This is a genomic window from Enterobacter sp. B79-1 (assembly GCF_057444735.1).
Genome location: NZ_JBYAZJ010000003.1, coordinates 188,933 through 213,471, shown reverse-complemented (window position 1 = coordinate 213,471; position 24,539 = coordinate 188,933). Strand labels below are relative to the sequence as shown.

General features: G+C 55.4%; 22 protein-coding genes, 1 pseudogene and 1 other annotated feature. Of the genes and pseudogenes, 18 read left to right on the top strand and 5 right to left on the bottom strand.

The window, feature by feature from the left end; translation table 11 throughout:
• Positions 1-6 precede the first annotated feature (6 nt).
• Entirely contained in the window at positions 7-723 is a 717-nt protein-coding gene (gene arcA / locus AC2T6E_RS11360; protein ID WP_003856501.1) for a two-component system response regulator ArcA, read from the bottom strand.
• 95 nt (positions 724-818) lie between these two features.
• Between arcA and yjjY the strand changes: the two genes are divergently transcribed.
• The 7 genes from yjjY to AC2T6E_RS11325 all read left to right on the top strand — a co-directional run bounded on the left by yjjY (position 819) and on the right by AC2T6E_RS11325 (position 7,640).
• Positions 819-959, top strand: a complete 141-nt coding sequence (gene yjjY / locus AC2T6E_RS11355; RefSeq protein ID WP_085928893.1) for a YjjY family protein — start codon at positions 819-821, stop codon at positions 957-959.
• A 399-nt stretch (positions 960-1,358) separates the two neighbouring features.
• Positions 1,359-2,045 (top strand): tRNA/rRNA methyltransferase, encoded by a 687-nt coding sequence (locus tag AC2T6E_RS11350; RefSeq protein ID WP_148401104.1) that lies wholly within the window; start codon positions 1,359-1,361, stop codon positions 2,043-2,045.
• A 211-nt stretch (positions 2,046-2,256) separates the two neighbouring features.
• Positions 2,257-2,325, top strand: a complete 69-nt coding sequence (gene thrL / locus AC2T6E_RS11345) for a thr operon leader peptide (protein ID WP_015572623.1) — start codon at positions 2,257-2,259, stop codon at positions 2,323-2,325.
• Positions 2,264-2,380, top strand: a sequence feature (Thr leader region). It overlaps the preceding gene by 62 nt.
• A gap of 24 nt (positions 2,381-2,404) precedes the next feature.
• On the top strand, positions 2,405-4,867 hold the full coding sequence (thrA, locus tag AC2T6E_RS11340) for a bifunctional aspartate kinase/homoserine dehydrogenase I (RefSeq protein WP_174341073.1): 2,463 nt from the start codon (positions 2,405-2,407) through the stop codon (positions 4,865-4,867).
• A gap of 1 nt (position 4,868) precedes the next feature.
• On the top strand, positions 4,869-5,798 hold the full coding sequence (thrB, locus tag AC2T6E_RS11335; protein WP_119935609.1) for a homoserine kinase: 930 nt from the start codon (positions 4,869-4,871) through the stop codon (positions 5,796-5,798).
• Between the two features lie 3 nt (positions 5,799-5,801).
• The gene (gene thrC / locus AC2T6E_RS11330; RefSeq protein ID WP_120159192.1) at positions 5,802-7,088 is read left to right on the top strand and encodes a threonine synthase; all 1,287 of its coding nucleotides are present in this window, start codon (positions 5,802-5,804) and stop codon (positions 7,086-7,088) included.
• 249 nt (positions 7,089-7,337) lie between these two features.
• Positions 7,338-7,640 carry a DUF2502 domain-containing protein gene (locus AC2T6E_RS11325; RefSeq protein ID WP_089599221.1) on the top strand — a complete coding sequence of 101 codons (303 nt, stop codon included), beginning with the start codon at positions 7,338-7,340 and terminating at the stop codon, positions 7,638-7,640.
• A gap of 32 nt (positions 7,641-7,672) precedes the next feature.
• Here AC2T6E_RS11325 and yaaA read toward each other — a convergent pair whose 3' ends face one another.
• Positions 7,673-8,446, bottom strand: coding sequence for a peroxide stress protein YaaA (gene yaaA / locus AC2T6E_RS11320; RefSeq protein WP_278435195.1), 774 nt, complete (start codon positions 8,444-8,446; stop codon positions 7,673-7,675).
• Between the two features lie 66 nt (positions 8,447-8,512).
• Positions 8,513-9,943 carry an alanine/glycine:cation symporter family protein gene (locus AC2T6E_RS11315; protein ID WP_454539788.1) on the bottom strand — a complete coding sequence of 477 codons (1,431 nt, stop codon included), beginning with the start codon at positions 9,941-9,943 and terminating at the stop codon, positions 8,513-8,515.
• A 262-nt stretch (positions 9,944-10,205) separates the two neighbouring features.
• Between AC2T6E_RS11315 and tal the strand changes: the two genes are divergently transcribed.
• From tal to AC2T6E_RS11300, 3 genes are all read left to right on the top strand, one after another.
• Complete coding sequence (gene tal / locus AC2T6E_RS11310; protein WP_120159195.1) at positions 10,206-11,159, top strand: transaldolase; 954 nt, start codon at positions 10,206-10,208, stop codon at positions 11,157-11,159.
• 110 nt (positions 11,160-11,269) lie between these two features.
• Positions 11,270-11,857: a molybdopterin adenylyltransferase gene (mog, locus tag AC2T6E_RS11305; RefSeq protein ID WP_010427076.1), complete on the top strand. Its 588-nt coding sequence runs from the start codon at positions 11,270-11,272 to the stop codon at positions 11,855-11,857.
• Positions 11,858-11,979: 122 nt separating this feature from the next.
• Entirely contained in the window at positions 11,980-13,302 is a 1,323-nt protein-coding gene (locus AC2T6E_RS11300) for an MFS transporter (RefSeq protein ID WP_042716550.1), read from the top strand.
• Here AC2T6E_RS11300 and satP read toward each other — a convergent pair.
• Positions 13,279-13,845 (bottom strand): acetate uptake transporter, encoded by a 567-nt coding sequence (satP, locus tag AC2T6E_RS11295; RefSeq protein WP_486691769.1) that lies wholly within the window; start codon positions 13,843-13,845, stop codon positions 13,279-13,281. The genes AC2T6E_RS11300 and satP overlap by 24 nt on opposite strands.
• Before the next feature lie 296 nt (positions 13,846-14,141).
• On the opposite strand from satP, the gene dnaK reads away from it, so the two are divergent.
• The 4 genes from dnaK to nhaR all read left to right on the top strand — a co-directional run bounded on the left by dnaK (position 14,142) and on the right by nhaR (position 19,592).
• A complete protein-coding gene (dnaK, locus tag AC2T6E_RS11290; RefSeq protein WP_486691767.1) occupies positions 14,142-16,055 on the top strand; it encodes a molecular chaperone DnaK in 1,914 nt (637 codons plus the stop codon).
• An 84-nt stretch (positions 16,056-16,139) separates the two neighbouring features.
• A complete protein-coding gene (dnaJ, locus tag AC2T6E_RS11285; RefSeq protein ID WP_010427068.1) occupies positions 16,140-17,285 on the top strand; it encodes a molecular chaperone DnaJ in 1,146 nt (381 codons plus the stop codon).
• A gap of 173 nt (positions 17,286-17,458) precedes the next feature.
• A complete protein-coding gene (gene nhaA, locus AC2T6E_RS11280; protein ID WP_486691762.1) occupies positions 17,459-18,634 on the top strand; it encodes a Na+/H+ antiporter NhaA in 1,176 nt (391 codons plus the stop codon).
• A gap of 58 nt (positions 18,635-18,692) precedes the next feature.
• Complete coding sequence (gene nhaR, locus AC2T6E_RS11275) at positions 18,693-19,592, top strand: transcriptional activator NhaR (RefSeq protein ID WP_003856462.1); 900 nt, start codon at positions 18,693-18,695, stop codon at positions 19,590-19,592.
• A 57-nt stretch (positions 19,593-19,649) separates the two neighbouring features.
• On the opposite strand, the gene rpsT is transcribed toward nhaR, so the two are convergent.
• Positions 19,650-19,913 carry a 30S ribosomal protein S20 gene (gene rpsT / locus AC2T6E_RS11270; RefSeq protein WP_003856458.1) on the bottom strand — a complete coding sequence of 88 codons (264 nt, stop codon included), beginning with the start codon at positions 19,911-19,913 and terminating at the stop codon, positions 19,650-19,652.
• A 101-nt stretch (positions 19,914-20,014) separates the two neighbouring features.
• Here rpsT and AC2T6E_RS11265 point away from each other — a divergent pair.
• The 4 genes and pseudogenes from AC2T6E_RS11265 (at position 20,015) to lspA (ending at position 24,529) form a co-directional block, all read left to right on the top strand.
• A pseudogene (locus AC2T6E_RS11265) lies at positions 20,015-20,233 on the top strand (DUF2575 domain-containing protein).
• A gap of 7 nt (positions 20,234-20,240) precedes the next feature.
• Positions 20,241-21,167 (top strand): bifunctional riboflavin kinase/FAD synthetase, encoded by a 927-nt coding sequence (ribF, locus tag AC2T6E_RS11260; protein ID WP_010427064.1) that lies wholly within the window; start codon positions 20,241-20,243, stop codon positions 21,165-21,167.
• Positions 21,168-21,212: 45 nt separating this feature from the next.
• Positions 21,213-24,029, top strand: coding sequence for an isoleucine--tRNA ligase (gene ileS, locus AC2T6E_RS11255; protein WP_486691759.1), 2,817 nt, complete (start codon positions 21,213-21,215; stop codon positions 24,027-24,029).
• Entirely contained in the window at positions 24,029-24,529 is a 501-nt protein-coding gene (lspA, locus tag AC2T6E_RS11250; protein WP_108417119.1) for a signal peptidase II, read from the top strand. The genes ileS and lspA overlap by 1 nt, the downstream gene beginning before the upstream one ends.
• Positions 24,530-24,539: the final 10 nt, after the last annotated feature.

Genomic DNA, 24,539 nt, shown 5'->3' with positions numbered 1-24,539 from the left:
GCGGGATTACTCCTGCAGATCGCCGCAGAAACGGTACCCTTCGCCGTGGATCGTGGCGATGATTTCCGGCGTATCTGGCGTAGATTCGAAATGCTTACGAATACGACGGATGGTCACGTCTACGGTACGGTCATGCGGCTTCAGCTCGCGACCGGTCATTTTCTTCAGCAGTTCTGCACGGGACTGAATTTTGCCCGGGTTTTCGCAGAAGTGCAGCATCGCGCGGAATTCACTGCGCGGCAGTTTATACTGCTCACCGTTCGGGCTGATCAGTGAACGGCTATTGATATCAAGTTCCCAGCCGTTGAATTTGTAGCTGTCTACGCTACGACGCTCTTCGCTGACCGTTCCCAGATTCATGGTGCGGGACAGCAGGTTGCGCGCACGAATGGTTAACTCGCGTGGGTTAAACGGTTTGGTGATGTAGTCATCCGCACCGATTTCCAGGCCAAGAATTTTATCAACTTCGTTGTCACGGCCTGTAAGGAACATTAACGCGACGTTCGCCTGTTCACGCAGTTCGCGTGCCAGAAGAAGGCCGTTTTTGCCTGGCAGGTTAATGTCCATAATGACCAGGTTGATATCATTTTCAGAAAGGATCTGATGCATCTCTGCGCCATCGGTCGCTTCAAAGACATCGTAGCCTTCTGCTTCGAAAATGCTCTTTAACGTGTTGCGTGTTACCAACTCGTCTTCAACGATAAGAATGTGCGGGGTCTGCATGTTTGCTACCTAAATTGCCAACTAAATCGAAACAGGAAGTACAAAAGTCCCTGACCTGCCTGATGCATGTCGCAAATTAACATGATCGGCTTAACGTGACTAAAGTACGTAATTGCGTTCTTGATGCACTTTCCATCAACGTCAACAACATCATTAGCTTGGTCTTGGGTACTTTCCCTTTGGACCCGACAGTGTCAAAAACGGCTGTCATCCTAACCATTTTAACAGCAACATAACAGGCTAAGTGACACCGGACACCCAATAAAACTACGCTTCGTTGACATATATCAAGTTCAATTGTAGCACGTTAACAGTTTGATGAAATCATCGTATCCGAATGCTAGCCTTTGTCACAAATTTTCAATAAACCAACTAGTTGCGGACATTGATTGATAAACAATACGAATCCAATTAAGAATAGGCATTCACACAGTCATTATCATTATAAAACATAGGGATAATATCTGTCTGTTAACATTCTAACTGATTGTTCAGCCACAAAATAGTTTAGCGTTTTTAATTTGTTATGAAACGCTATTTCGGTGATTTGTGTTGCAATTTTGTAAATTCGTGCTGCGTAATATGTTGAGGCGCATCACATTTTTACCCGCTAACTGCTTAAAAAGAGAGCATAAATGCATCTGTCGATTGTGCTGGTGGCCCCAGCAAGACCCGAAAACATAGGCGCTGCGGCGCGTGCCATGAAGACCATGGGTTTTACCGATTTACGTATTGTGGACAGCGCCGCGCACCTGGAGCCTGCGGCACGTTGGGTCGCGCACGGTTCGGGAGATATTCTCGATAATATAACCACTTACGCTACGCTTGCCGACGCGCTTCACGACATCTCCTTTACCGTTGCGACCACGGCGCGCAGCCGGGCGAAGTTCCATTACTACGCCACACCCGCGGAGCTGGTGCCGATGCTGGAAGAGAAAAGCCAGTGGCTGGAGAAAGCCGCGCTGGTGTTTGGGCGTGAAGATTCCGGGCTGACCAATGAAGAGCTGGAACTGGCGGATGTGCTGACAGGCGCGCCGATGGTTGCAGATTATCCTTCACTCAATTTAGGCCAGGCGGTGATGGTCTATTGCTATCAATTAGCATCCTTAATACAAATTCCGCAGCCGCCTGTTACAGGCACCGATGAAAACCAGCTGGCTGCACTTCGCGCGCGCGTGGAAAACCTGCTCATGCAGCTGGGTGTGGCTGACGATCAAAAAATGGTCGACTGGCTACAGCAGCGTTTGGGCCGTCTTGAGCAACGCGACACGGCAATGCTGCACCGTTTGCTGCACGATATTGAAAAAAAACTGGCCGAGTAAAGTGCTGTCATACATTTTTATTATGGTGTAATCATCTGAGGCTAAGGGTTGCTTTTGGGGTATTCGGATGAAAATAAATCCGACGGCAGCGGGACGTGAGAGTCCTCCGAATTGTGATCAAATTAAAAATTCGTTGACTTAAGGTGCCCGATCCTTTAACCCTAAAAGAATACAGCACAGACAGATAATAATGACAGAGTACACAACATCCATGAAACGCATCAGCATCACCACCATTACCACAACCATCATCATTACCACGGGTAACGATGCGGGCTGACGCGTACAGGAAAAACAAAAAAAGCCCGCACCTAGACAGTGCGGGCTTTTTTTTCGGCTAAAGGAAACGAGGTAGAACCATGCGAGTGTTGAAGTTCGGCGGTACATCAGTGGCAAATGCAGAACGTTTTCTGCGTGTTGCCGATATCCTGGAAAGCAATGCCAGGCAGGGGCAGGTTGCTACCGTGCTCTCTGCCCCGGCAAAAATCACGAACCATCTGGTGGCGATGATTGAAAAAACCATCGGTGGCCAGGATGCACTCCCGAACATCAGCGACGCCGAGCGTATCTTCGCTGACCTACTGCAAGGGCTTGCAGAGGCGCTGCCCGGCTTCCCGCACGCTCAGCTGAAGTCCTTCGTTGAGCAGGAATTTGCGCAAATCAAACACGTCCTGCACGGCATCAGCCTCCTCGGCCAGTGCCCGGACAGCATCAACGCGGCGCTGATCTGCCGGGGCGAAAAACTCTCAATCGCCATCATGGCGGGCGTGCTGGAAGCGCGCGGCCATAACGTGACCGTGATCGACCCGGTTGAAAAACTGCTGGCGGTTGGCCACTACCTCGAATCCACCGTTGATATTGCCGAATCAACCCGCCGTATCGCCGCGAGCAAAATCCCGTCTGACCACATGATCCTTATGGCAGGCTTCACCGCCGGTAACGAGAAGGGCGAGCTGGTGGTGCTGGGCCGTAACGGCTCCGACTACTCCGCCGCCGTGCTGGCCGCCTGTTTACGCGCGGACTGTTGTGAGATCTGGACTGATGTTGACGGCGTCTATACCTGCGACCCGCGCCAGGTTCCGGACGCCAGGCTGCTCAAGTCGATGTCGTACCAGGAAGCGATGGAGCTTTCCTACTTCGGCGCTAAAGTGCTTCACCCGCGTACCATCTCCCCGATTGCCCAGTTCCAGATCCCTTGCCTGATTAAAAACACCGGTAACCCACAGGCGCCGGGTACGCTGATTGGCGCAAGTACCGATGAAGACGGTCTGCCGGTGAAAGGCATCTCCAACCTCAACAATATGGCGATGTTCAGCGTCTCCGGCCCGGGGATGAAAGGGATGGTCGGCATGGCGGCGCGCGTCTTTGCAGCCATGTCCCGCAACGGTATCTCAGTGGTGCTGATCACCCAATCCTCTTCCGAATACAGCATCAGCTTCTGCGTACCGCAGGCGGATTGCCTGCGCGCCCGTCGCGCGCTGGAGGAAGAGTTCTATCTGGAGCTGAAAGAGGAACTGCTGGAGCCGCTGTACATTCAGGAGCGTCTGGCGGTTATCTCAGTCGTCGGTGACGGCATGCGCACGCTGCGCGGCATCTCCGCTAAATTCTTTGCCGCGCTGGCGCGCGCCAATATTAACATCGTGGCGATTGCGCAGGGCTCGTCTGAGCGTTCGATTTCCGTTGTCGTGGACAACGATGACGCCACCACCGGCGTGCGCGTCGTTCACCAGATGCTGTTCAACACCGACCAGGTGATCGAGCTGTTCCTGATTGGCGTGGGCGGCGTAGGCGGCGCGCTGCTGGAGCAGGTGAAGCGTCAGCAGGAGTGGCTGAAGAAGAAACATATCGATTTGCGCGTCTGCGGGATTGCCAACTCCAGAGCGTTGCTGACCAACGTTCACGGTCTGAACCTGGAAAACTGGCAGGCCGAGATGAACGAGGCGAAAGAGCCGTTCAACCTGGGCCGCCTGATCCGTCTGGTGAAAGAGTATCACCTGCTTAACCCGGTGATTGTTGACTGTACCTCCAACCAGGCGGTGGCCGATCAGTACGCCGACTTCCTGCGCGAAGGTTTCCACGTGGTGACGCCAAACAAAAAGGCCAACACCTCGTCGATGGATTACTATCACCAGCTGCGTCTGGCGGCGAGCAAATCGCGCCGCAAGTTCCTGTATGACACTAACGTCGGCGCAGGCCTGCCGGTTATCGAAAATCTGCAAAACCTGCTCAACGCGGGCGATGAACTGCAGCGTTTCTCCGGCATTCTCTCCGGCTCGCTGTCCTTTATCTTCGGCAAGCTGGATGAGGGGATGAGCCTGTCGGAAGCCACTCGCGCCGCGCGCGAGCTGGGCTATACCGAGCCGGATCCGCGTGACGACCTTTCCGGGATGGACGTGGCGCGCAAGCTGCTGATCCTCGTGCGTGAAACGGGCCGCGAGCTTGAGCTTTCGGATATCGTGATTGAGCCGGTGCTGCCAGCAGAGTTTGATGACAGCGGTGACGTCAGCGCCTTTATGGCGAATTTGCCGCAGCTTGACGATGCTTTTGCCGCCCGTGTGGCGAAAGCCCGTGATGAAGGTAAGGTATTGCGCTATGTTGGCAACATTGAAGAAGATGGCGTGTGCCGGGTGAAGATTGCCGAAGTGGATGGCAACGATCCGCTGTACAAAGTCAAAAACGGCGAGAATGCGTTGGCGTTCTACAGCCACTATTATCAGCCATTGCCGCTAGTGCTTCGCGGCTATGGCGCAGGGAACGATGTTACGGCGGCGGGTGTGTTTGCCGATCTGCTGCGTACCCTGTCATGGAAGTTAGGAGTTTAACATGGTCAAAGTTTATGCCCCGGCTTCCAGCGCCAATATGAGCGTCGGATTTGACGTGCTGGGCGCGGCGGTCACGCCGGTGGATGGTTCGCTGTTGGGCGATACGGTTACGGTGGAAGCGGCAGAGAGCTTCAGCCTGAATAACGTGGGCCGCTTCGCCAGCAAACTGCCGTCTGAGCCGCGCGAAAATATCGTTTATCAGTGCTGGGAACGCTTTTGTCAGGAGATCGGCAAAAACGTGCCGGTCGCCATGACGCTGGAAAAAAGCATGCCGATTGGCTCAGGCCTGGGCTCCAGCGCGTGTTCCGTGGTCGCCGCGCTGGTGGCGATGAACGAGCACTGCGGCAAGCCGCTGAACAATAATCGCCTGCTCGGCCTGATGGGCGAGCTGGAAGGGCGCATTTCGGGCAGTATTCATTATGATAACGTGGCGCCGTGCTTCCTCGGCGGCATGCAGCTGATGATCGAAGAAAATGGCATCATCAGCCAGCAGGTGCCAGGGTTTGATGAGTGGCTGTGGGTGCTGGCCTATCCGGGCATTAAGGTCTCTACCGCGGAAGCGCGTGCGATCCTGCCTGCGCAGTATCGTCGTCAGGACTGTATCGCCCACGGGCGTCACCTGGCAGGCTTTATTCACGCCTGCTACACCCGTCAGCCGCAGCTGGCGGCGAAGCTGATGAAAGACGTCATTGCCGAGCCGTACCGTACGAAGCTGCTGCCCGGTTTTAACGAGGCGCGACAGGCCTCGATGGATATCGGCGCGCAGGCGTGCGGCATCTCCGGCTCAGGCCCGACGCTGTTCGCCCTGTGCGACAAGCCAGACACCGCGCAGCGCGTGGCGGACTGGCTCTCTAAACACTACCTGCAAAATCAGGAAGGCTTTGTTCATATTTGCCGTCTGGACACGGCTGGCGCACGAGTACTGGGATAATTAATGAAACTCTACAACCTTAAAGATCATAACGAGCAGGTCAGCTTCGCGCAGGCGGTAACTCAGGGGCTGGGCAAAAATCAGGGGCTGTTTTTTCCCCATGACCTGCCGGAATTTCAGCTGACCGACATCGACGAACTGCTGAAGCAGGACTTTGTCACCCGCAGCACTAAAATTCTGTCGGCGTTTATCGGCGACGAAATCCCGCAGGAGCTGCTGGAAGAGCGCGTGCGTGCGGCGTTTGCTTTCCCGGCACCGGTGAAGCAGGTTGAGCCTGACGTTGGCTGCCTGGAGCTTTTCCACGGCCCGACGCTGGCGTTCAAAGACTTCGGTGGCCGCTTCATGGCGCAGATGCTGACCCACATCAGCGGCGACAAACCGGTGACCATCCTGACGGCGACATCCGGTGATACCGGTGCGGCGGTGGCGCACGCGTTCTACGGACTGAAAAACGTCCGCGTAGTGATCCTCTACCCGAAAGGCAAAATCAGCCCGCTGCAGGAAAAACTGTTCTGTACGCTCGGCGGCAACATTGAAACCGTGGCGATTGACGGCGATTTCGATGCCTGCCAGGCGCTGGTCAAGCAGGCCTTCGACGACGAAGAGCTGAAGATCGCCCTGGGGCTGAACTCTGCTAACTCCATCAACATCAGCCGTCTGCTGGCGCAGATTTGCTACTACTTCGAAGCGGTGGCGCAGCTGCCGCAGGAAGCGCGCAACCAGTTGGTGGTTTCCGTACCAAGCGGTAACTTCGGCGACCTGACGGCGGGCCTGCTGGCGAAATCTCTGGGTCTGCCGGTGAAACGCTTTATCGCCGCCACCAACGCCAACGACACCGTGCCGCGCTTCCTGAAAGACGGGAAGTGGGCGCCGAACGCTACGCAGGCGACGCTCTCTAACGCAATGGATGTATCGCAGCCAAACAACTGGCCGCGCGTGGAAGAGCTGTTCCGCCGTAAGATCTGGCGTCTGGGTGACCTGGGCTACGCCGCGGTGACGGATGAAACCACCAAAGCGACCATGCGCGAGCTGAAAGCTGTGGGGTACACCTCTGAACCGCACGCGGCGATTGCTTACCGCGCGCTGCGCGATCAGCTCAATCCGGGTGAATATGGCCTGTTCCTGGGCACTGCGCATCCGGCGAAGTTCAAAGAGAGCGTGGAAGAGATCCTGGGCGAAACGCTGTCGCTGCCGAAAGAGCTGGCCGAGCGTGCCGATCTGCCGCTGCTGTCACATGAACTACCGGCAGATTTTGCCGCGCTGCGTAAGCTGATGATGGCTCGCGCGTGATTGTGTTGCCCGGTGGCGGCTTCGTCTTACCGGGCCTACAACGGCGAACTCATCGTAGGCCGGGTAAGCGCAGCGCCACCCGGCTTTTTTTGTGAAGAAATTAAGGAGAAAGTAAGCAGGAAAAAAGTAGAAATTCCCAATAAATGCGGTCACTTAGCGTTTAGGATTGCAGAGAATAACATCCCCCGTTCCCCTCGCGTAATCTCCTTACATCGGCCCACGTTGGGCAAGTATAAGAAGGAGTCACCTATGTCTACCCTGAAACCTGCACTCATCGCGCTTTCACTGATGCTGGTCGCTCCCATGGCGGTACAGGCATCCGAAATCACCCTCGTCCCCGCGGTAAAACTGCAGATTGGCGACCAGGATAACAACGGACATTACTGGGACGGCGGCCGCTGGCGCGACCACGACTGGTGGAAGGCGCACTATGACTGGCGCGATAACCACTGGCGTCCGCATGATGAAAAGCGTAAGCATGACAATCGCCATGATGACCATCACCACGATGACCGCCGCGACGACCGCGGCCCGGACTGGAAACACCATTAATGCAAAACCCCGCCAGCTGGCGGGGTTTGTTTTTACTGCTCGTGGCGCTTAAACACCAGCTCGCCTTTCCCCGACGACGCCTCGTCAAAGAAATAGCCTTCGCTGTTAAATCCGGTCAGCTGCTCCGGCTTCGTCAGGCGGTTCTGGATGATGTAGCGGCTCATCAACCCGCGTGCTTTCTTGGCGTAGAAGCTGATCACTTTGAACTTACCGTTCTTCTCGTCGAGGAACACCGGTTTGATGATCTCTGCATCCAGCTTTTTCGGTTTCACTGACTTGTAGTATTCGTCTGAGGCCAGGTTAATTACTACGTTATCGCCCTGGGCGCGCAGCGCCGCGTTCAGCTTGTCGGTAATGATATCGCCCCAGAAATGGTAAAGATCTTTGCCTTTGGTGTTTTCCAGGCGGATCCCCATCTCCAGACGATACGGCTGCATAAGGTCCAGCGGGCGCAGTACGCCGTACAGGCCTGACAGCATACGCAGATGCTGCTGGGCAAAATCGAAATCGGCTTCGCTAAAATCTTCCGCCTGCAGGCCGGTATAGACATCACCTTTAAAGGCCAGAATCGCCTGGCGAGCGTTAGCCGGGGTGAAATCCGGGTGCCATTCGTGAAAGCGGGTCGCGTTAAGATCGGCCAGCTTGTCGCTGATGCTCATCAGCGAGGCGATTTGCGGCGCAGAGAGTTTACGCGCTTCGCGGATCAGCTGTTGCGAGTGGTCCAGCAGTTCAGGCTGGGTATAGCGCTCGGTGGCGAGCGGGCTCTGGTAATCGAGCGTTTTTGCAGGTGAAATCAGAATCAGCATATCCAGTCCTTGCAGGAAATTTAGAGCGACTTTAGCAAAAAATCGCCCTGAATTGATCGATAGCTGTTATTGCCGCGGCAAATCATCCCAGGAGCCGGGGGCAATTTGCGCCTCAATTTCGGGGTAGCGGGTGGGATCAAACACGGGTTTAAGGCCCAGCTTGCGCTGACGCAGATAGTCCTGAGCAATGAGCGTCACCACCGGAGAAAGCAGCAAAATTGCCGTCAGGTTGGTGATCGCCATCAGCGCCATAATCACGTCGGCCAGTTGCCAGACCACCGGCATGCTGAGCAGGGCACCCGTCATTATCATGGCGATGACACACACGCGAAGCACGTTGCGCGAATGTCGTGAATCAAGCTTCAGGAAGATCAGGTTGTTCTCCGCGTAGAGATAGTTCACCGTGATCGAACTAAAGGCAAAAAGACCCACGATCAATGAGACAAAACCGGCTCCCCAGCCACCCACAAGATTGACCAGCGCCTGCTGAACCAGCTGTATCCCGACGGTGCCAGAGGGATGGGGAAGGGGCCCCGACAGCAGAATGATCATCGCGCTGGCGGAGCAGATAATAATGGTGTCCGTGAACACACCAATCATCTGCACAATGCCCTGCGCCGCAGGATGGGGAGGCCAGGACGCCGCCGCCGCAGCTGCGTTGGGCGTTGAACCCATACCGGCTTCGTTCGAGAACATGCCCCGCTGAAACCCTGCCGTGAGTGCCTGACTGACGGTATAACCCAGCGCGCCCGAGGCCGCTTCGCGCCAGCCGAACGCGCTCTTAAAGATAGCGGCGATGACGTCCGGAAACTGATCGATGTGCAGTACGGTAACGAACAGACTGGCGGCTACCCACAGGAGGGCCATAACCGGAACCAGCCACTGCATCAGGCGGGCCACGCCTTTGAGACCGGCATATATCGTCAGCAGGGTGAGAAGCGCTAAAACAGCACCGGTTATCCATTCCGGGCAGGCAAAGGCATATCGCATGGCATGCGCCACGGAGTTTGCCTGGACGGTGTTAAAAATCAGGCCATAGGCGATGAGTAAGAAGAGCGAAAACAGGACGCCCATCCAGCGCATCCCCAGTCCACGGGCCATATACCAGGCCGGACCGCCGCGAAACTGACCGTTTTTGCCTTTCTCTTTATAGAGTTGAGCGAGCGAGCATTCAGCGAACGAGGTCGCCATGCCGATAATCGCCGTGGCCCACATCCAGAATACAGCGCCAGGCCCCCCCGCACTGATGGCCAGCGCAACGCCCGCCAGATTACCGCTGCCGACCCGCGCGGCGAGACTGGTGCAGAGTGCCTGAAATGAGGTTAATCCGCCCGGCTGTGGGGTGAGGCTATTTTTCAGACTTCTGCCAAATTTGCGAATATAACGAAACTGGATAAAACCACTGCGCAGCGTGAACCAGATACCTGCTCCCAGGAGCAGATATATCATTATCGAACCCCAGAGAATTTCGTTAATAAAGAACAGGAAATCAGGCATTAACATCCCTCTTGTTGATGCCAAAGTGAATATGTAAGCGCTACCACTGATTGGACATGCTGTTGATTAGCAGCCTGTTAATATTCTCAGTTTATCATACTCTGCCTAAGCGCACTGTCTGCGGTTGCGCTGCCTCTCACTCGTGTTATCATCAGGGCAGACCGGTTACATCCCCCTAACAAGTAAACCTGTCATTTTTCCGCTGCAGGCATGCTGTCGGTAGCGTGAATTATCCAGGGCACGTTAAAAGAGAAACACTATCATGACGGATAAATTGACCTCCCTTCGTCAGTTCACCACTGTCGTAGCTGACACCGGAGATATCGCGGCAATGAAGCTGTACCAGCCGCAGGATGCCACAACCAACCCTTCTCTGATCCTTAACGCCGCACAGATCCCTGAGTATCGCAAACTGATTGACGACGCAGTGACCTGGGCGAAAGCACAGAGCAGCGACCGCGCGCAGCAGGTTGTGGACGCTACCGACAAGCTGGCAGTAAACATCGGTCTGGAAATCCTGAAACTGGTTCCTGGCCGTATCTCTACCGAAGTGGATGCACGTCTCTCCTACGACACCGAAGCGTCTATCGCGAAAGCGAAACGTCTGATCAAAATGTACAACGATGCTGGCATCAGCAACGACCGTATCCTGATCAAACTGGCTTCTACCTGGCAGGGCATCCGCGCTGCAGAGCAGCTGGAAAAAGACGGTATCAACTGTAACCTGACCCTGCTGTTCTCCTTCGCGCAGGCGCGTGCATGTGCAGAAGCGGGCGTATACCTGATTTCTCCGTTCGTGGGCCGTATTCTGGACTGGTACAAAGCCAACACCGACAAGAAAGAGTACGCACCGGCTGAAGATCCAGGCGTGGTTTCTGTTACTGAAATCTACGAATACTACAAACAGCACGGCTATGAGACCGTGGTTATGGGCGCAAGCTTCCGTAACGTCGGTGAAATCATCGAGCTGGCTGGCTGTGACCGTCTGACCATCGCCCCTGCGCTGCTGAAAGAGCTGGCTGAAAGCGAAGGTACCCTGGAGCGTAAGCTGTCCTACACCGGTGAAGTGAAAGCACGCCCAGAGCGCATCACGGAATCCGAGTTCCTGTGGCAGCACAACCAGGATCCAATGGCAGTAGACAAACTGGCGGACGGTATCCGTAAGTTTGCTGTTGACCAGGGCAAACTGGAAAAAATGATCGGCGACCTGCTGTAATCATTCCGCGTGACCGGGCTCCCGGTCACGCCTCTTACCCCCGCCTCTGTCTGAATTTCCTCTCTGCGTGTATCATTCCCTTTAATCAGTACTTTTTGAATGGAATGGATATGAATACCTTACGCATCGGCCTGGTGTCGATTTCTGACCGCGCCTCCAGCGGTGTTTATCAGGATAAAGGCATCCCTGCTCTTGAAGAGTGGCTGGGCAGCGCGCTGACCACCCCGTTTGAGATCCAGACTCGCCTGATCCCGGACGAGCAGCCGATCATCGAGCAGACCCTGTGTGAGCTGGTGGATGAGATGAGCTGTCATCTTGTTCTGACGACGGGCGGAACCGGCCCCGCGCGGCGTGACGTGACGCCGGATGCGACGCTGGCGGTTGCCGATCGCGAAATGCCGGGCTTCGGTGAACAGATGCGGCAGATCAGTCTACACTTTGTTCCGACGGCCATTCTTTCCCGCCAGGTGGGGGTGATCCGCAAGCAGGCGTTGATCCTGAACCTGCCGGGCCAGCCGAAGTCGATCAAAGAGACGCTGGAAGGGCTGAAAGCAGAAGATGGCAGCGTCATTGTGCACGGTATTTTTGCAAGTGTACCGTATTGTATACAGCTGCTTGACGGCCCCTATGTGGAAACCGATGAAAAAGTAGTAGCAGCTTTTCGTCCCAAAAGCGCTCGCCGCGAAACAATCTCCTGAAAATAAAGAAAGTGTGACATTAGCGTCAGCCGCAGTAGCGTGTAAACGGATTTACGATATAGTAATTTTTTCTTTACGATCGCTGTAAAAATAAATCCACAACACACGCATAATGGTTCGCTATGTCACATAACACCCGACCTCTGAATCGACAGGACTACAAAACCCTCACGCTTGCGGCCTTAGGTGGCGCGCTGGAATTTTACGATTTCATCATCTTTGTCTTCTTCGCCGCCGTGGTGGGGGAACTCTTCTTCCCGGCGGATATCCCGGAATGGCTGCGTCAGGTGCAAACCTTCGGCATTTTTGCCGCCGGGTATCTGGCGCGTCCGCTGGGTGGCATTGTGATGGCGCACTTTGGCGATCTGGTCGGGCGTAAGAAGATGTTTACCCTCAGTATCCTGCTGATGGCCGTGCCCACGCTGGCTATTGGTCTGCTGCCCACCTATGCCTCGATGGGTATCCTTGCGCCGTTGCTGCTATTGCTGATGCGTATTCTCCAGGGGGCGGCCATCGGTGGTGAAGTTCCAGGAGCGTGGGTATTTGTGTCCGAGCATGTGCCTGCCCGTCGCATCGGGATCGCCTGTGGAACCTTAACCGCGGGGCTCACCGTCGGGATCTTACTGGGGTCGGTGGTGGCGACGATTGTGAATACCAGCATGACGCAACAGGCCGTTCATGAGTGGGGCTGGCGTCTTCCGTTCCTGCTGGGCGGGGCGTTTGGCCTGGTGGCGATGTACCTGCGACGCTGGCTGCAGGAGACGCCGATATTCCTGGAGATGCAGCAGCGCAAAGCGCTGGCGGATGAGCTGCCGGTGAAGGCGGTTGTGGTACGCCATAAAAAAGCGGTGGTGGTGTCGATGCTGCTCACCTGGCTGCTCTCGGCGGGCATTGTGGTGGTGATATTGATGTCCCCGGTGTGGCTGCAGAAACAGTATGGATTCGCCCCGGCGGTGACGCTGCAGGCGAACAGTATCGCGACAATCATGCTCTGCTTTGGCTGTCTTGCCGCCGGGCTGGCGGCGGATCGGTTTGGGGCCAGCGTGACCTTTATCGTCGGCAGCCTGTTGCTGGCCGCGTCGAGCTGGGCATTTTACCATCTGGCGGGCAGCCATCCTGAACAGCTGTTCCTGCTGTACGGCGTGGTAGGGCTGTGCGTGGGCGTCGTGGGTGCAGTGCCTTACGTGATGGTGCGAGCCTTCCCGCCGGAAGTCCGTTTCAGCGGCATCTCTTTCTCTTACAACGTGTCGTATGCCATTTTCGGTGGACTGACGCCGATTGCGGTGACGGTATTGATGGGCGTGTCTCCCATGGCTCCGGCCTGGTACGTGCTGGCGCTCTCGCTGATGGGGCTGGGATTAGGGATTTGGCTGAGGCAGACGCGGGGATGTCGTGCCCGCGAGGCGGGCACGACAGAGGGATCAGTGTTTTTCACCAATCGGTAGAATGGTGTGGCCGAACTGTTCGTTCAGCACTTCGCCCATTGCCAGGTAAATAGCGCTTGCGCCGCACACCAGGCCAATCCAGCCCGCAACGTGTACGATGCCTTCGTTATCCACCAGGTGGCCGATGGCCAGCAGGGCGAACAGCACGGTCAGGCTCAGGAAGACGAACTGCAGCGCGCGGTTACCTTTCAGGGTGCCGAAGAACATGAACAGGGTGAACACGCCCCACAGACCCAGGTAAACGCCCAGGAAATGCGCGTTTGCCGCGTCTGCCAGGCCCATTTTAGGCAGCAGCAGAATGACAACCAGCGTCAGCCAGAAAGAGCCGTAAGAGGTAAAGGCGGTTAAGCCGAAGGTGTTGCCTTTCTTATATTCCAGCAGGCCCGCGAAGATTTGCGCGATACCGCCGTAAAAAATGCCCATCGCCAGAATAATGCCATCCATCGGGAACATCCCGATGTTGTGCAGGTTCAGCAGGATAGTGGTCATGCCAAAACCCATCAGGCCCAGCGGAGCCGGATTAGCCAACTTAGTGTTGCCCATAAGTCCTCAAAAAAATCATCATTTATATGGTGAAATGGTTAAACCCGCGTCAATACTCCCTGACGGGGCGCGGCATAATAAGGGGCGCAATCGATGCCGTCTATGATCTCATCAGGGGGAAATTAAAATTTTTTTTATACGTCCCCCTTGATGGATGCCGTTGCGACCCCATCTTGTAAGCAACCGCAGTGTGTGGACCTGAAAAAAATCAAATCTGGGCAGTTGAAAAAGCACGTTCTGCCCTTATTACAGGTACACAACCACATGTTGACTGAATTTTTAGTGGAGACGTTTAGATGGGTAAAATTATTGGTATCGACCTGGGTACTACCAACTCTTGTGTAGCGATTATGGATGGCACTACTGCACGTGTGCTGGAGAACGCCGAGGGCGATCGCACCACGCCTTCTATCATTGCTTATACCCAGGATGGTGAAACTCTGGTTGGTCAGCCGGCTAAACGTCAGGCAGTGACAAACCCGCAAAACACCCTGTTTGCGATCAAACGCCTGATTGGCCGCCGCTTCCAGGACGAAGAAGTTCAGCGTGACGTTTCCATCATGCCTTACAAAATCATCGCGGCAGATAACGGCGATGCATGGCTTGATGTGAAAGGCACCAAAACTGCACCACCGCAGATTTCTGCTGAAGTGCTGAAGAAAATGAAGAAAACCGCTGAAGATTACCTGGGTGAGCCGGTAACTGAAGCTGTTATCACCGTACCTGCCTACTTCAACGATGCTCAGCGTCAGGCAACCAAAGATGCTGGCCGTATCGCAGGTCTGGAAGTAAAACGTATCATCAACGAACCAACCGCGGCTGCACTGGCTTACGGTCTGGATAAAGAAGTTGGCAACCGCACTATCGCGGTTTACGACCTGGGTGGTGGTACCTTCGATATCTCTATCATCGAAATCGACGAAGTTGACGGCGAAAAAACCTTCGAAGTTCTGGCAACCAACGGTGATACCCACCTGGGTGGTGAAGACTTCGATACCCGTCTGATCAACTACCTCGTTGACGAGTTCAAGAAAGATCAGGGCATTGACCTGCGTAACGATCCGCTGGCGATGCAGCGCCTGAAAGAAGCCGCTGAGAAAGCGAAGATCGAGCTCTCTTCCGCTCAGCAGACCGACGTGAACCTGCCGTACATCACTGCAGACGCGACCGGTCCTAAACACATGAACATCAAAGTGACCCGTGCGAAACTGGAAAGCCTGGTAGAAGACCTGGTGAACCGTTCCATCGAGCCGCTGAAAGTTGCACTGCAGGACGCTGGCCTGTCCGTGTCTGACATTCAGGACGTTATCCTGGTGGGTGGTCAGACCCGTATGCCAATGGTTCAGAAGAAAGTTGCTGAATTCTTTGGTAAAGAGCCACGTAAAGATGTTAACCCGGACGAAGCGGTCGCAATCGGTGCTGCGGTTCAGGGTGGCGTACTGACCGGTGAAGTGAAAGACGTACTGCTGCTGGACGTTACCCCGCTGTCTCTGGGTATCGAAACCATGGGCGGTGTGATGACTGCGCTCATCAACAAAAACACCACCATCCCGACGAAACACAGCCAGGTGTTCTCTACCGCTGAAGACAACCAGTCTGCGGTAACCATCCATGTGATTCAGGGTGAGCGTAAGCGCGCGGCGGATAACAAATCTCTGGGTCAGTTCAACCTGGACGGTATCAACCCGGCACCGCGCGGCATGCCGCAGATCGAAGTCACCTTCGACATCGATGCTGACGGTATCCTGCACGTGTCTGCGAAAGACAAAAACAGCGGTAAAGAGCAGAAGATCACCATCAAGGCATCTTCTGGCCTGAACGAAGCGGAAATCGAAAAAATGGTTCGTGATGCCGAAGCTAACGCGGAATCAGACCGTAAATTCGAAGAGCTGGTTCAGACCCGCAACCAGGGTGACCATCTGCTGCACAGCACCCGTAAGCAGGTTGAAGAAGCAGGCGATAAACTGCCAGCGGAAGACAAGACTGCTATCGAAGCTGCACTGACTGCGCTGGAAACCTCACTGAAAGGTGAAGATAAAGCGGATATCGAAGCGAAGATGCAGGGGCTGGCGCAGGCTTCCCAGAAGCTGATGGAAATCGCTCAGCAGCAGCACGCTCAACAGCAGGCGGGCGCTGATGCATCTGCGAACAACGCGAAAGACGACGACGTTGTCGACGCTGAGTTCGAAGAAGTGAAAGACAAAAAATAATCGCCCTTTGAACGGGTAATTACTGGCACGGGCGAAGAGGTTTCCTCTCCGCCCGTGCACGCATGTTAGGGGCAGATAAAAAAGATGGCTAAGCAAGACTATTACGAGATTTTAGGCGTTTCCAAAACAGCGGAAGAGCGTGAAATCAAAAAGGCGTATAAGCGCCTGGCCATGAAATTCCACCCGGACCGTAACCAGGGTGACAAAGAGGCTGAAGCCAAATTTAAAGAGATCAAAGAAGCCTACGAAGTCCTGACCGATGCACAAAAACGTGCGGCCTATGACCAGTATGGTCACGCAGCCTTTGAACAGGGCGGCATGGGTGGCGGTGGATTCGGTGGCGGCGGCTTTGGCGGTGGCGCTGATTTCAGCGATATCTTTGGCGATGTATTCGGCGACATCTTCGGCGGTGGGCGTGGTCGTCAGCGCGCAGCGCGCGGCGCGGACCTGCGTTATAACATGGATCTGACGCTGGAAGAGGCCGTTCGCGGCGTCACCAAAGAGATCCGCATCCCGACGCTGGAAGAGTGTGACGTTTGCCATGGCAGCGGCGCGAAGGCGGGTACGCAGCCACAGACCTGTCCAACCTGTCACGGTTCCGGTCAGGTGCAGATGCGCCAGGGCTTCTTCGCGGTACAGCAGGCCTGTCCGCATTGTCACGGTCGCGGTACGCTGATTAAAGATCCGTGCACCAAATGCCACGGCCACGGTCGCGTTGAGAAAACGAAAACCCTGTCCGTTAAAATCCCGGCTGGCGTTGATACGGGCGACCGCATCCGTCTGGCAGGTGAAGGCGAAGCGGGCGAGCATGGCGCACCGGCAGGCGATCTGTATGTTCAGGTTCAGGTGAAGCAGCACGCTATTTTCGAGCGTGAAGGCAACAACCTGTACTGCGAAGTGCCGATCAACTTCGCGATGGCGGCGCTGGGCGGTGAAATCGAAGTGCCGACGCTGGATGGTCGCGTAAATCTGAAGGTACCAGGCGAAACCCAGACCGGCAAACTGTTCCGCATGCGCGGGAAAGGCGTTAAATCCGTTCGCGGTGGTGCGCAGGGTGACCTGCTGTGCCGCGTAGTTGTGGAAACGCCGGTTGGCCTGAACGACAAGCAGAAACAGCTGCTGAAAGAGCTGCAGGAAAGCTTTGGCGGCCCGACGGGTGAGAAAAACAGCCCGCGCTCCAAAAGCTTCTTCGATGGCGTCAAAAAATTCTTCGATGATTTAACGCGCTAATCCGTTAGCTGTTAAGTGTCCTTAAAAAGCCCGGAAGCGATTCCGGGCTTTTTCTATTTGAAGATATAGCTCGGTAAAACTGAATCTATACTCAATATTAATCTGTTTTTGCCGAGTTGTTTGGCTTGGTATTATGGTTTTATCGAGGTATTGTTGTAAAAGAGAGAACTTAAATGAAATTACTACACCGTTTCTTTAGCAGTGAAGCGTCCGGTGGCGTGATCCTGATTATTGCTGCAGCGGCCGCGATGGTGTTGGCGAACGTAGGATTAACACGCGATCTCTACCATGCATTTCTGGAAACGCCCGTTGAGCTGAAGGTCGGGGCGCTGGAAATCAACAAGAACATGCTGCTGTGGATCAACGATGCGCTGATGGCGGTGTTTTTCCTGCTGGTGGGGCTTGAGGTTAAGCGTGAACTGGTGTTGGGCTCGCTTGCCAGTCGCCAGCGCGCCGCGTTTCCGGTGATTGCCGCGCTCGGTGGGATGGTTGTTCCGGCGTTACTTTTCCTTGCATTCACCTGGCAGGATCCGATGGCGCGCCACGGCTGGGCTATTCCGGCCGCGACGGATATCGCCTTTGCCCTCGGTGTATTAGCCCTGCTGGGTAGCCGCGTGCCGGTGGCGCTAAAAATCTTCCTGATGGCGCTGGCGATCATCGATGACCTGGGCGCTATCGTCATTATCGCGCTCTTCTATACCAGCGATCTGTCAATCCTGTCGCTGAGCGTGGCCGCTGGGGCAATTGCGGTGCTGGCACTACTGAACATCTTTAACATCCGCCGCATTGGTATCTACATCCTGGTGGGGATGGTGCTTTGGACGGCGGTGCTGAAATCGGGCGTGCATGCCACGCTGGCGGGCGTAATTGTGGGCTTCCTTGTGCCGCTTAAGCCGCAGGATGGCAAATCTCCGGCAAAACAGTTGGAGCATGTGCTGCACCCGTGGGTCGCCTTTATGATCCTGCCGCTGTTTGCGTTTGCCAACGCGGGCGTTTCCCTCGGCGGCGTGACGCTGGACGGCCTGACATCCGTGCTGCCGCTGGGCATCATTGCTGGCTTGTTTATCGGTAAGCCATTGGGGATCAGCCTCTTTTGCTGGCTGGCGATTAAACTGAAGCTGGCGTCTTTACCGAATGGCACTACGTTTAAGCAGATTATGGCCGTGGGCGTGCTCTGCGGAATCGGGTTTACGATGTCGATCTTTATCTCGACGCTGGCGTTTGGGGCGCATGCGCCTGAGCTTATCGTCTGGGCAAAACTCGGCATTCTCATCGGGTCATTACTGGCTGCGGTCATCGGTTATACCTTGTTGAAGGCGAAATTGCCCGGACAGGCTGTTCAGGCATAACAGGAAACCGGGAGGAGGGGCTCCTTCTCCCGATACACACTCAGGGAGAGAACACGCGATGTCTCATTTAAATTACAACCATCTGTACTACTTCTGGCACGTCTATAAACAGGGCTCGGTGGTGGGGGCGGCAGAGGCGCTCTATCTGACGCCGCAAACCATCACCGGGCAAATCAAGGCGCTTGAAGAGCGTCTACAGGGCAAGCTGTTCAAGCGTAAAGGTCGCGGCATTGAACCCAGCGAACTGGGCGAGCTGGTGTTTCGCTATGCTGACAAGATGTTCACCCTGAGCCAGGAGATGCTGGACATCGTCAACTACCGCAAAGAGTCGAACCTGCTCTTTGACGTAGGTGTGGCGGATGCGCTGTCGAAACGGCTGGTGAGCGGCGTGCTGGATGCGGCGGTGGTAGAAGACGAGCAAATCCACCTGCGCTGCTTTGAATCCACTCACGAGATGCTGTTGGAACAGCTGAGCCAGCATAAGCTGGACATGATTATCTCGGACTGCCCGATCGACTCCACCCAGCAGGAAGGGCTGTTCTCGGTGAAAATTGGCGAATGCGGCGTCAGCTTCTGGTGCATTAACCCGCCGCCGGAAAAACCGTTCCCCGCGTGCCTTGAAGAGCGTCGCCTGCTGGTGCCGGGAAGGCGCTCCATGCTCGGACGCAAGCTGTTGAACTGGTTTAACTCGCAGGGGCTGAACGTGGAAATACTCGGTGAGTTCGACGACGCTGCGTTAATGAAAGCCTTTGGCGAAGCGCATAACGCGATCTTCGTTGCGCCAACGCTGTACGCGCACGATCTCTATTCAGACGACAAGATTACGGAGATTGGCAGGGTAGATAACGTGATGGAGGAGTACCACGCGATATTCGCCGAAAGAATGATTCAGCACCCGGCGGTGCAGCGTATCTGCAACCGTGATTACTCGGCACTGTTTACGCCACCGGCAATCTGAAGGCATAAAAAAACCCGCGTTAAGCGGGTTCTTTAAACAAGCAACAACAAGTAGCGATTAAGCCAGTTTGTTGATCTGCGCGGTCAGGTTTGCTTTATGACGCGCTGCTTTGTTTTTGTGGATCAGACCTTTAGCAGCCTGACGATCCACGATTGGTTGCATTTCGTTAAATGCGTTCTGCGCTGCAGCTTTGTCGCCAGCTTCGATTGCTGCGTATACTTTCTTGATGAAAGTACGCATCATAGAGCGACGGCTTGCGTTGTGCTTACGAGCCTTTTCAGACTGAACGGCACGTTTCTTAGCTGATTTGATATTAGCCAAGTCCAACTCCCAAATATGTTCTATGTGGACAATTCAAAGGCCGAGGAATATGCCCTCTTTGCCTTCTTTTGTCAATGGATTTGTGCAAATAAGCGCCGTTAATTAGCGACGCTACGTTACGTAGTGATGGCGCAGGATTCTACCAGCTTGTCTTCCGTGAATACAGCCTTTCGGCATAAAAATCGCAGTTCCCGGACAGATTTTTTCGCTGTGAAAGGTCAGCCTGATGAAATCATTACGGCTTTCTGTTTTGCGTGAACAATCGCCGGTTAACCTTAACCGCTGTACAAGGTATACTTTGGCGATTTTCACTGTTTTGAGCCAGACATGAAGCTGATACGCGGCATACATAATCTCAGCAAAGCCCCGCATGGGTGCGTGCTGACCATTGGTAATTTCGACGGCGTGCATCGTGGTCATCAGGCGCTGTTGCAGGGATTGCGTAAAGAAGGGGAGGCCCGTGGCCTGCCCGTTGTGGTGATGATTTTTGAGCCGCAGCCGCTTGAGCTGTTTGCGGGCGAAAAGTCTCCCGCCCGTCTGACTCGCCTGCGCGAGAAGTTGCGCTATCTGGCAGAGTCCGGCGTGGACTACGTATTGTGCGTGCGTTTCGATCGCCGCTTTGCCGCGCTGACAGCACAAACGTTTGTCAGCGACCTGCTGGTGAAGCGTCTTGGCGTGCAGTTTCTTGCCGTGGGTGATGATTTCCGCTTTGGCGCTGGTCGTCAGGGCGATTTCTTGCTATTACAGAAGGCTGGTCTGGAGTACGGATTTGACGTCACCAGCGCAATGACTTTCTGTGAAGGCGGCGTGCGCGTCAGCAGCACGGCGGTACGCCAGGCGCTGGCCAATGATGAACTGGACACCGCAGAAAATTTGCTGGGTCATCCGTTCACCATCTCTGGCCGCGTGGTCCATGGCGATGCGCTGGGCCGCACGATAGGTTTCCCGACGGCGAATATACCGCTGCGTCGTCAGGTCTCCCCGGTTAAAGGGGTGTATGCGGTAGAAGTGGCAGGACTGGGCGATAAACCATTTTACGGTGTCGCCAATATCGGCACGCGTCCTACCGTTGCCGGTGTGCGTCAACAGTTAGAAGTGCACCTGCTGGACGTTGTAATGGACCTTTATGGTCGCCATATAGATGTAATACTGCGTAAAAAGATACGCAACGAGCAGCGATTTGGTTCGCTGGATGAACTCAAAGCGCAAATTGCGCGAGATGAATTGACGGCCCGCGAGTTTTTTGGGCTTTAGAACCGGCTTAACTGCCTACGTGATAAATACGGAACCGAGAATCTGATGAGTGACTATAAATCAACCCTGAATTTGCCGGAAACAGGGTTCCCGATGCGCGGCGATCTCGCCAAGCGTGAACCGGGAATGCTGGCGCGTTGGACCGATGATGACCTGTACGGCATCATTCGTGCAGCCAAAAAAGGCAAAAAAACCTTCATTCTGCATGATGGCCCTCCATATGCGAATGGCAGCATTCATATTGGTCACTCGGTTAACAAGATTCTGAAAGACATTATCGTGAAGTCCAAAGGCCTCACGGGATATGACTCGCCTTACGTTCCGGGCTGGGACTGCCACGGTCTGCCAATCGAGCTTAAAGTGGAGCAAGAGTTTGGCAAGCCGGGTGAGAAGTTCACCGCCGCCGAGTTCCGTGCGAAGTGCCGCGAATATGCCGCTACGCAGGTTGACGGTCAGCGCGCTGACTTCATCCGTCTGGGCGTGCTGGGCGACTGGTCGCACCCGTACCTGACCATGGACTTCAAAACTGAAGCCAACATCATCCGTGCGCTGGGTAAAATCATCGGTAACGGACACCTGCACAAAGGCGCGAAGCCGGTGCACTGGTGCGTGGACTGCCGCTCTGCGCTGGCAGAAGCGGAAGTGGAGTATTACGACAAAACCTCTCCATCTATCGACGTGGCGTTCCATGCCGTCGATCAGGATGCGGTGAAGGCTAAATTTGGCGTCTCCGCCGTTAACGGTCCGATCTCTCTGGTGATCTGGACCACCACCCCGTGGACCCTGCCAGCCAACCGCGCGATCTCCCTTTCCGGTGAGTTCGAATACGCGCTGGTGCAGGTTGACGGTCAGGCGGTTATCCTGGCGAAAGATTTGGTTGAGAGCGTGCTGAAACGCGCGCACATCGCCGACTACACCGTGCTGGGCACCGTGAAAGGCGACGCGCTGGAGTTGATGCGCTTCAAGCACCCGTTCCTGGACTTCGACGTTCCGGCGATCCTGGGCGACCACGTAACGCTGGAAGCGGGTACCGGTGCGGTACATACCGCCGGTGGCCACGGTCCTGACGACTACAACATCAGCCTGAAATACGGTCTGGAAATCGCTAACCCGGTTGGCCCGGACGGCTCTTACCTGCCAGGCACCTACCCGGCGCTGGACGGTATCAACGTCTTCAAAGCGAACGACATCATCGTTGACATGCTGCGCACCAGCGGCGCGCTGCTGCACGTTGAAAAAATGCAGCACAGCTATCCGTGCTGCTGGCGCCACAAGTCGCCGATCATCTTCCGTGCGACCCCGCAGTGGTTCGTCAGTATGGATCAGAAAGGCCTGCGCGAGCAGTCTCTGAAAGAGATCAAAGGCGTGCAGTGGATCCCTGACTGGGGCCAGGCGCGTATTGAATCCATGGTGGCTAACCGTCCTGACTGGTGTATCTCCCGTCAGCGTACCTGGGGCGTGCCGATGTCTCTGTTCGTACATAAAGAGACGCAGGAGCTGCACCCAAACACGCTGGAACTGATGGAAGAAGTGGCGAAGCGCGTCGAAGTTGACGGCATTCAGGCGTGGTGGGATCTCGACTCGCGCGACATCCTGGGCGCTGACGCAGACAGCTACGAGAAAGTGCCGGATACCCTGGACGTGTGGTTCGACTCCGGGTCTACCCACTCCTCCGTGGTTGATGTGCGTCCTGAGTTTGCCGGTCACGCTGCGGACATGTATCTGGAAGGCTCTGACCAACACCGCGGCTGGTTCATGTCATCCCTGATGATCTCCACCGCCATGAAGGGTAAAGCACCTTACCGCCAGGTACTGACTCACGGCTTCACCGTGGATGGTCAGGGCCGTAAGATGTCCAAGTCCATCGGTAACACCGTTTCTCCGCAGGATGTGATGAACAAACTGGGCGCAGACATTCTGCGTCTGTGGGTGGCATCCACCGATTACACCGGCGAAATGGCGGTGTCTGACGAGATCCTGAAACGTGCTGCCGACAGCTATCGTCGTATCCGTAACACCGCGCGCTTCCTGCTGGCGAACCTGAACGGGTTCGATCCGGTGAAAGATATGGTGAAACCGGAAGAGATGGTCGTGCTGGACCGCTGGGCGGTAGGCTGCGCGAAAGCGGCGCAGGACGATATCCTGAAAGCCTATGAGTCTTACGACTTCCACGAAGTGGTGCAGCGCCTGATGCGCTTCTGCTCCATTGAGATGGGTTCGTTCTACCTCGACATCATCAAAGACCGCCAGTACACCGCGAAAGCGGACAGCGTGGCGCGTCGTAGCTGCCAGACCGCGCTGTTCCACATTGCAGAAGCGCTGGTGCGCTGGATGGCACCGATCATGTCCTTCACCGCGGATGAAATCTGGGGCTACCTGCCGGGCGATCGTGAGAAGTATGTCTTCACGGGCGAGTGGTACGAAGGTCTGTTCGACCTCTCCAGCACTGAAGCAATGAACGACGCCTTCTGGGACGAGCTGCTGAAAGTGCGCGGCGAAGTGAATAAGGTTATCGAGCAGGCGCGTGCTGACAAGAAAGTCGGTGGCTCTCTGGAAGCGGCAGTGACCCTGTACGCGGAACCGGAGCTGGCGGCCAAACTGACCGCGCTGGGCGATGAATTACGATTTGTCCTGTTGACCTCCGGTGCGAAAGTTGCGGATTATGCCGACGCTACTGCTGATGCTCAGCAGAGTGAACTGCTCAAAGGCCTGAAAGTCGCACTGAGCAAAGCCGACGGTGAGAAATGCCCGCGTTGCTGGCATTACACCACCGATGTTGGCCAGGTGGCGGAACACGCAGACATCTGCGGACGCTGTGTAAGCAACGTCGCCGGTGACGGCGAAAAACGTAAGTTTGCCTGATGAGTAAAACTCTCTGTTCAACAGGACTGCGCTGGCTGTGGCTGGTTGTGGTGGTGCTGATTATCGATCTGGGCAGCAAGTTCCTGATCCTCCAGAATTTTTCTCTGGGGGATACGGTTCCGCTGTTCCCGTCGCTTAACCTGCACTACGCCCGCAACTACGGCGCGGCGTTCAGTTTCCTTGCCGACAGCGGTGGCTGGCAGCGCTGGTTCTTCGCGGGTATCGCTCTCGGTATCTGTGTGATCCTGGCGGTGCTGATGTACCGCTCGAAGGCCACGCAAAAGCTGAATAACATCGCCTACGCGCTGATCATTGGCGGCGCGCTGGGTAACCTGTTTGACCGCCTGTGGCACGGCTTTGTGGTCGATATGATCGACTTCTACGTCGGCGACTGGCACTTCGCGACCTTTAACCTGGCCGATACGGCAATTTGTATCGGTGCGGCGTTAATCGTGCTGGAAGGCTTCCTGCCGAAACCGGCGGCGAAAGAGCAGGCGTAACAAAACCAGC